We start from the raw sequence: 6,556 nt of genomic DNA, 5'->3' as shown, positions 1-6,556 counted from the left end.
ACCTCGGCTCGGTGGTCCTGTTCATGCTGCTGGGGATCTCGGCGGTGGCGGTGGTCGGGTTCCTGATCCTGCCCCTGGCGCTCTACAAGCCGGCGCGGCTGCACGGGACGCGCGGCCTGTGGTACTTCGTCGCGGTGGGGCTGGGCTACATCCTGGTGGAGATCGCGTTCATCCAGCGCTTCGTCCTGTTCCTGGGGCACCCGACGTACGCGCTGACGGTGGTGGTGTTCCTGATGTTGTTGAGCTCAGGGGCGGGTTCGATCTTCGCGCGGAGGTGGATGACGTCGCGCCCCGGAGACGGCCAGAAGGCCGTCTCTACCCTGGATCCTCGCTCGGTAGACCCGCGGCGGGTGCGGTGGGCGCTGGGGGCGATCGTCGCGGCCATCGTCCTTTATCTATTCGTGCTGCCGCCGATGCTGACGTCGCTGGTCGGGCTGGATTTCGGCATCAAGCTCGCTCTGACCGCGCTGGTGCTGGTGCCGCTGGGATTCGCGATGGGGATGCCGTTCCCCACTGGGCTCCAGGTCGTGGCCTTTGCCGGTGAAGATGGGGCCGCGACGGAGTGGGCGTGGGCGATGAACGCGGCGTCGAGCGTGTTCGGGTCGGTGCTGGCGATGGTGATCGCCATCCACTTCGGGCTGGGCGTGACGCTGGGGTGCGGCGCGGTGGCGTACCTGGCGGCGCTGGGGCTGACGCGGCGGTGGCGCGCGTCTGTCGCCTGATCGGCTGAGAAATGCAGGTCCCTCGACTCGTCCGCACGGCGGACTCGCTCGGGATGACCTCCGTGGGGGGTTCTGCTATGATGCGGCGCTCCCAAACTTCCCCAGCGAGCCTTTGCGTGCTTCCGGAGGAGAGACGTGCCTAGCCAGCAACAGTTGCGGTGGTCGCAGTTACGCGTGGGCGTCACGGTCATCGTGTCGCTGGTCGTGCTGGGCATCCTCATCTTCCTGATGAACTCGACCGGCGGCATCTTCACCAAGAAGCTGGTGCTGAAAGCTTACTTCGACAACGCCAGCGGCCTGCGCGAGGGCGCTCCGGTGCGCCTGGAGGGCGTGGACATCGGGAACGTGACCGGCATCCGCATCGTGACCGACCCGAACCACACGCTCTCGCCGGTGGAAGTGACGATGAAAGTGAACACGCGCTACCACACCGCGCTGCACAAGGACTCCAAGGTGACGATGAGCACGGCGGGCGTGCTGGGCGAGACGTTCGTGGACATCAACTCGCGCGGCGCCAAGGGGCCGGAGGTCGCCGACAACGACGTGCTGGCGTCCGAGCAGAAGGCCGACCTGCAAGACATGGTGAAGGCCGGCCAGTCGACGCTGCAGAACATGCAGGCGCTGGTGCAGCGCCTGGACCGCATCGTGGCCGACGTGGAGAACGGCAAGGGCTCGGTGGGCAAGTTCCTCAAGGACCCGGCGCTGTTCGACCGCATGAACCAGACGCTCGCGGAAGTGCAGAAAATGGTGAACGACATCAGCGCCGGCAAGGGCACGGCGGGCAAACTGCTGCGCAACGACGAGATGTACAACAAGCTGAATGCGTCGCTCGACAAAGTGAACAAGATGATCGACGACGTGAACGCCGGCAAGGGCTCGGCGGGCAAGTTCCTCAAGGACCCGTCGCTCTACGACAACGCGAACCAGACCATCGCCAAGGCCAACGCGCTGATGGACGACGTGAACGCCGGCAAGGGCGCGCTCGGCATGATCGCCAAGGATGAGGCCTTCGCCAAGCGACTCGACAACACCATGGCGCGGCTCGACAACCTGGTCACGCGCATGGACAAGGGCGAAGGCTCGGTGGGCAAGCTGATGGTCGACCCGTCGCTCTACACCAACGCCGACCAGATGCTGGTGGAGACGCGCAACCTGGTCAAGGCCATCCGCGAAAACCCGAAGAAGTACCTGACCATCCACTTCCGGATCTTCTGATCGCAGGGTCGCCGCAACGCGCTCGCTCCGCGCTCACCCGCCTCCAGGAGGGCAGTATGCGAGGTATCGCGTCGTTTCTGCTGCTGGCGGCCCTCGGCGCGCCCGCGCAGGAGTGCGCGCGCGGTCCGGAGATCGCGCTGCCCACCGTCTGCGGCACGCCGCTGCCGAACCCGCGCCTGGCGTGCGTGGTCCCGAAGGACGCCGCCGGTCCGGTGGCGAACCTCAACGCGCAGCACCGCGCCTTCGACCTTTTTTCCTGGCAGACGTTCCTCGCCCTCAACTGGCCGGCGGGCATGCGGCGTGGCGAGCCGGCCGCGACCAAGGGCATCGGCGACCCCGGAGCGCGCGTCTGGGAAACGTGGAAGGACCCCGGCGAGGTCTACCTGGCGAGCGGTCGGAAGCCGCCGCCCTGGGACGACGGCGCCGGAGCGCGGCGGCTGGTGAAGCGCCTGTTCAGCGCGCAGAAGGTGGACGACCGGTTGGCGGACGCGGTGGAGCCGACCGGCGCCGACGGCACGCTGCCGGTGACGCTGACCGACCGCAAGGGCCGCGTGGTGCAGTTCGAGATCCGGATGAACCGCATCGCGTTCGAATACGTGGTGGCGCAGCGGCTGTACGACGCGCGCGTGCAGGAGCGCAGCGACCGGATCGAGTTTCCCGACGGCGCGATGCTGCTCAAGGCGGCGTGGCGCGAGCTGGAGCCGGGGGAGGAGAGCCGCTACCTCGCGCGGCGCGTCGAGGTCTGCGAGCGGCGAGGCGGCGGATGCGCGCTGCGCACGGTCGGGCTGGTGGGCTTCCACCTGATGGTGAAGACGGCGGCGGCGCCGCAGTGGGTGTGGGCGACGTTCGAGCACGTGGACAACGTGGCGGGCGCGGACCCCTCGTTCTTCGATCCGGCGTGCAAGGACTGCGGCGCGCTCGAGAATCGGCAGACGCCGGCGGGGATCCCGAACCAGGTGACGCGCGCGGTGCCCATCCCGGCGAAGGACCCGGTGTGCTCGCAGCCGGGCTTCGTGGACAACGTGGCCGCGCTCAACCAGACGATGCGGGCGGCGCTCGCGCGCGCGAACTCCGTCCTCGCCAACTACGAGATGGTCGACACGCAGTGGCCGTTCCTGAAAGGGACGCCCGCCACGGTGTTCCATGCCACGCCGGCGGTGCTGGCGAACACGACGATGGAGACGTTCATCCAGAAGACGTCGTCGTGCATGGGCTGCCACGCGATGGCGCGCACGCTGCGCGGCGACCGGTTCGTGTCGGCGGATTTCACCTTCACGCTGAACGACGCGTTGCCGCGGCCGCCGGCGCCCGCGCCCTTCACGCCGCTGAAGGAGGGCGCCGCCATCCACCAGCGGGCGCGCGCGGTGGCCGACCGCACCTACGAGATGGTGGGGGCGCCCCACGTGGTGGCCAAGCTGCACTGTTCGAGCTGCCACCTGCGCGCGGGCACGGACGCGAAAGCGGGCTGGTGGGTCGGCTCGGCCGACCGCTTTCCCGGGCGCAGCAAGCTCTTCCACCGCATCAACCAGTGTTTCAGGAACAGCATGAACGGCGAAGCGCTGTGCGGCTCCGACGCCGAGTGCGCGCTGCATCCCGACATGATGGCGCTGGTCACGTACATCGAAGACCTGACGGCGAAGTGGAAGCAGCTGCACGGCAGCGAGCCGGCGCCGGCGGGCTTCCCGCAGATCGCGGCGAAGACGCCGGACGCCGCCAACGGCCGCAGCGTCTTCCTGCAGAAGTGCGCCTTCTGCCACGGGGCGGAGGGCGAGGGCCGCTACCAGAGCGGCGCGTACTACCGGCCGGCGCTGTGGGGCAAGGACTCCTTCGACGCCGACGCCGGCATGGCCGACGCGGGCACGTTCGCGGCGTTCATCCGCGCCAACATGCCGCTGGGCTCGGGCGGCGAGCTGACCGAGCAGGAAGCCTGGGACATCGCGGGGTTCGTGACCGGCCAGTGCCGTCCGAAGAAGCCGGGCTGCGCGCGGTAGCGGCTGACGTTCCGGCGCGTCCCGCGTCTATACTTATCGGTTTCCGATACGTCCCCAGCCGTCTTCTGTCCTGAAGGAGAATTATGCGAATGTTGCGCGTGATGTCGGTCGTCCTGGTCTGCGCGGGGCTCATGCTGGCGCAGACGTCCACCCAGAACCCCGCGAATCCGAACCCGGGTCCGTCGCCGGCGAAGAAGGCGCCGGCGGGCGAGCAGAAGCCGTCGGGCGGCAACGTCGCGGCGACCACCGCGCCGTCGTCGGCCATGGCGGAACCGGTGCGCCCGAAGAGCTTCAACCTTGACTACCTGGACCGCGAGGCGCAGCCCTGCCAGGACTTCTACCAGTTCGCCTGCGGCGGCTTCATCAAGAAGAATCCCATCCCGCCCGACCAGACGCGCTGGGGCAGCTTCGAGGTGCTGCGCGAGTACAACCGCGCGGTCTCGCGCCAGATCCTGGAGAAGGCCGCGGCGAAGAAGAAGTACACCGACGCGAACGAGCAGAAGATCGGCGACTACTACGCCAGCTGCATGGATGAGTCCGGCACGAACGCCAAGGGCCTGAAGCCGGCGCAGCGGTACCTGAAGATGATCGACGGCCTCAAGGACAAGAAGGAGATCGCGGGCGTGCTGGCGCAGCTGCACCGCCAGGGCATCGGCGGGATGTTCGCGTGGTTCCCGCGCCCGATGCTGCACAACGCCTCGGTCACCGGCACCTGGGCCGACCAGGGCGGCATGGCGCTCGGCAACAGGGATTTCTACACCAAGACCGACGACAAGTCGGTGAAGATCCGCGAGCAGTACGTGGCGCACATCGCCAACATGCTGAAGCTGGCGGGCGCGTCCGAAGCCGCCGCGAAGACGCAGGCGCAGCAGGTGATGGACATCGAGATGAAGCTGGCCAACGCCGCCATGACCCCGACCGAGCGGCGCGACACCACCAAGCTCGACCACTGGACCAAGCGCGCCGACTTCGAGGCGATGGCGCCCGCGTTCGACTGGAACAAGTACTTCGCCACGGCGCCGAAGTTCGACGAGCTGAACGTCGGCAACCCGGGCTTCTTCAAGGCGCTGAACGAGACCATCCAGACGGTGCCGCTCGAGCAGTGGAAGGCTTACCTGCGCTGGCAGTTCCTGCACGGGCAGGCGGATTCGCTGCCGAGCCAGTTCGGCGACGAGAACTTCTCGTTCTATGGCAAGGTGCTGGGCGGAGCGCAGCAGCAGCTGCCGCTGTGGAACCGCTGCATGCGCGCCACCGACGCGGACCTGGGCGAGGCGCTGGGCGTCTATTACGTGCAGGTCGCCTTCGGCGGCAATGCCAAGGAGCGCATGCTGACGATGGTCAAGGACATCGAGAACGCCATGGAGAAGGACATCAAGGCGCTCGACTGGATGACCGACGAGACCAAGCCCAAGGCGCTCGCCAAGCTGCACGCCGTGATGAACAAGATCGGGTATCCCGACAAGTGGCGCGACTACTCGGCGCTCAAGGTGGTGCGCGGCGACCGGCTGGGCAACTCGCTGCGCGCCAACGCCTTCGAGATCAACCGCCAGCTCAAGAAAGTGGGCGGGCCGGTGGACAAGACGGAGTGGGGCATGACGCCGCCCACCGTCAACGCCTACTACAACCCGCCGCAGAACAACATCAACTTCCCGGCGGGCATCCTGCAGCCGCCGTTCTTCGACAACGAGGTCGACGACGCGGTGAACTACGGCGCCATCGGCATCGTGATCGGGCACGAGCTCACGCACGGGTTCGACGACTCGGGCGCGCGCTTCGACGGCAACGGCAACCTGGAGAACTGGTGGTCGCCCGCCGACAAGGCCGAGTTCGAGAAGCGCACCAGTTGCATCGCCGACCAGTACGGCGAGTACTCGCCCATCGAGGGCGTGAAGCTGAACGGGCGGCTGACGCTGGGCGAGAACGCCGCCGACAACGGCGGCGCCAACCTGGCCATCATGGCGCTGCGCGATCACTACGCCGGCAACGTGCCGCCGGAGAAAGACGGCTTCACCGCCGAGCAGCGCTTCTGGATCGGGTTCGGGCAGGTGTGGTGCGAGAACGTGCGTCCGGAACGCTCGCGGACGATGGCGCTCTCGGATCCGCACTCGCCGGGGCGCTTCCGCACCAACGGCGTGGTCTCGAACTCGCCGGACTTCGCGAAAGCCTTCAGCTGCAAGCCGGGCGACGCGATGGTCCGCGCCGAGAAGTCGTGCCGCGTGTGGTGAGGGCAGCGATCAGCGATTAGCAATTAGTGATCAGCAGGGCCGCCGCGAGGCGGCCCTGATTGTTTTGGCTTGGTACAAACCGGGGTGTCGTCGGTTGTTTCTTGCGCGTGCGGTGCGTCACAGACAGGGAATGCTCGGATGCCGAGAATCGCCCATGCACCAAGCCGCGAAGCGGCGAGAGAATGCGCAGCGCACGGCGCAAGCCGTGGGCTCGCGAGTCAAGAGCAGCAAAGCCCCGAAGGGGCGACAGAATGGGACATTCGCTCTCCAGCGTTCACGTTCACTTCATCTTCAGCACGAAGAACCGGCTCCCACTGCTCGCCGGGAACGAGACCGCGATGTTCGCCTACCTGGGCGGCATCGTCCGCGAATGGAAGGCAAGGCCGTCATCGTCGGCGGCCTG

4 protein-coding genes are annotated in these 6,556 nt (G+C 67.5%); all 4 read left to right on the top strand.

Going from position 1 to position 6,556, the window contains the following annotated elements; translation table 11 throughout:
* A partial coding sequence (locus tag VLA96_00680) for a hypothetical protein (GenBank protein ID HSE47702.1) occupies positions 1–722 on the top strand: 722 nt, incomplete at its 5' end.
* A 135-nt stretch (positions 723–857) separates the two neighbouring features.
* Positions 858–1,937 (top strand): MlaD family protein, encoded by a 1,080-nt coding sequence (locus tag VLA96_00675; protein HSE47701.1) that lies wholly within the window; start codon positions 858–860, stop codon positions 1,935–1,937.
* A 56-nt stretch (positions 1,938–1,993) separates the two neighbouring features.
* Entirely contained in the window at positions 1,994–3,928 is a 1,935-nt protein-coding gene (locus tag VLA96_00670) for a c-type cytochrome (protein ID HSE47700.1), read from the top strand.
* 89 nt (positions 3,929–4,017) lie between these two features.
* A complete protein-coding gene (locus tag VLA96_00665; GenBank protein ID HSE47699.1) occupies positions 4,018–6,153 on the top strand; it encodes a M13 family metallopeptidase in 2,136 nt (711 codons plus the stop codon).
* The last annotated feature ends 403 nt before the right edge of the window (positions 6,154–6,556 follow it).

The sequence above is a fragment of the Terriglobales bacterium genome, from assembly GCA_035457425.1.
GTDB lineage: Bacteria > Acidobacteriota > Terriglobia > Terriglobales > Acidobacteriaceae > JACPNR01.
This window is presented reverse-complemented; position numbering and strand designations above follow the sequence as displayed.

Excerpts from the sequence above, each read along its gene's own strand:
- VLA96_00665 (HSE47699.1), top strand. The coding sequence starts at position 4,018 with ATGTTGCGCGTGATGTCGGTCGTCCTGGTCTGCGCGGGGCTCATGCTG.
- VLA96_00670 (HSE47700.1), top strand. The coding sequence starts at position 1,994 with ATGCGAGGTATCGCGTCGTTTCTGCTGCTGGCGGCCCTCGGCGCGCCC.